This window comes from Bradyrhizobium sp. P5_C11_2, assembly GCF_054049755.1.
The window spans coordinates 1-1,370 of record NZ_JBFULT010001000.1; the positions used below are offsets into that span (position 1 = coordinate 1).

The window sequence follows — 1,370 nt, forward strand, 5'->3', positions numbered from 1 at the left end:
CGACAAGCGCTACGAAGGATGGGCGGGCCCCGAGGGCCGCGCCATTCTCGGCGGCCAGCGCTCGCTCGCCGACCTCGCCGATTGTGCGCTCTCCCCCGGCTTCGATCCGCAGCCGCGCTCGGGCCGTCAGGAATATCTGGAATCCCTGGTCAACCGCCATGTCTGAGGAAGGGCGCTGATGACAAGTGCTGAAGCAACGCCGGTCCTCGAACTGACCGGGATCGGCAAGGAGTTCGGCGCAATCCGCGCGCTGCACGACGTCGACATGCAGGTGCTCCCGGGCGAGGTGGTCGGCCTGATGGGCGACAACGGCGCGGGCAAGTCGACGCTGGTCAAGATCATCGCCGGCAATTTCCGCCCCAGCCATGGCGAGATCCGTTTCGCCGGCAATGCGGTTCATTTCAGCCGGCCGGTCGATGCCCGCGCGGTCGGCATCGAGGTGGTCTACCAGGACCTCGCGCTTGCCGACAATCTCACCGCGGCCGCCAACGTCTTTCTCGGCCGCGAGCTGAAGCGCAAATTCGGTCCGTTCGCGTTGCTCGACCACAAGGCGATGGCGGCGCGCGCGCTGGACTTGTTCGGCGAGCTGCGTTCGGAAACGCGGCCCGACGATCTCGTCAAGCAGATGTCGGGCGGTCAGCGCCAGGCGGTTGCGATCGCGCGGACGCGGCTCTCCAATGCGAGGCTGGTGATGATGGACGAGCCGACCGCCGCGATCTCGGTCCGCCAGGTCGAGCAGGTTCTCGGGCTGATCCACCGGCTGAAGGAGCAGGGCGTCGCCGTCATGCTGATCTCGCACCGCATGCCGGACGTGTTCGCGGTGTGCGACCGGGTGATCGTGATGCGGCGCGGCGAGAAGCGGGCCGACAAGCCGATCCACGAGACCAGTCCCGAGGAAGTCACCGCCCTCATCACCGGCGCGAAGGAGGCGGCGTGATGGCCATGCCCTTGGAATCCCCGATCACCTTCTCGAATGTCGGCCGCATCAGGTGGTGGCAGCGCGGCATCTTCGCCTCCCAGACCGGCTACGTGCTGCTCGCGCTGGCGGTGCTGCTGGTGATCATGCATTTCGCCAGCCCCTATTTCTTCACCGAAGGCAACATGCAGAACGTGGCGAAGAACTTTTCCTTCATCGCCATCGCCACGCTCGGCGTCACCTTCGTCATCATCACCGGCGGCATCGACCTCTCGGTCGGCTCGATGATGTGCTTCTCGGCGATGATCACCTCGATGGTCATGACCGAGCTGTCGATGCCGGGCTCGCCCGTAGGCTCCCTGTTCGTGCACATGGCGGCCGACGGCAAGACCGTGCTGGCCAATGTGCCGGGGCTGATCCTGCTGGTCTCGGTCGTCGCCGGTCTCGGCGTGGC

2 protein-coding genes and 1 pseudogene are annotated in these 1,370 nt (G+C 66.2%); all 3 read left to right on the forward strand.

Annotated features, from left to right (window positions below; genetic code table 11):
- A pseudogene (locus tag ACXJL8_RS41075) lies at nt 1–166 on the forward strand (xylose isomerase); the annotation flags it as partial.
- A gap of 12 nt (nt 167–178) precedes the next feature.
- Nucleotides 179–937, forward strand: a complete 759-nt coding sequence (locus ACXJL8_RS41080) for an ATP-binding cassette domain-containing protein (RefSeq protein ID WP_456619621.1) — start codon at nt 179–181, stop codon at nt 935–937.
- The coding region (locus ACXJL8_RS41085; RefSeq protein ID WP_456687043.1) for an ABC transporter permease subunit at nt 937–1,370 on the forward strand (434 nt) is incomplete at its 3' end. The genes ACXJL8_RS41080 and ACXJL8_RS41085, both read left to right, overlap by 1 nt.

What these genes read in the sequence shown, in the direction of transcription:
- ACXJL8_RS41080 (WP_456619621.1), top strand. Translation starts at nt 179, where the DNA reads ATGACAAGTGCTGAAGCAACGCCGGTCCTCGAACTGACCGGGATCGGC.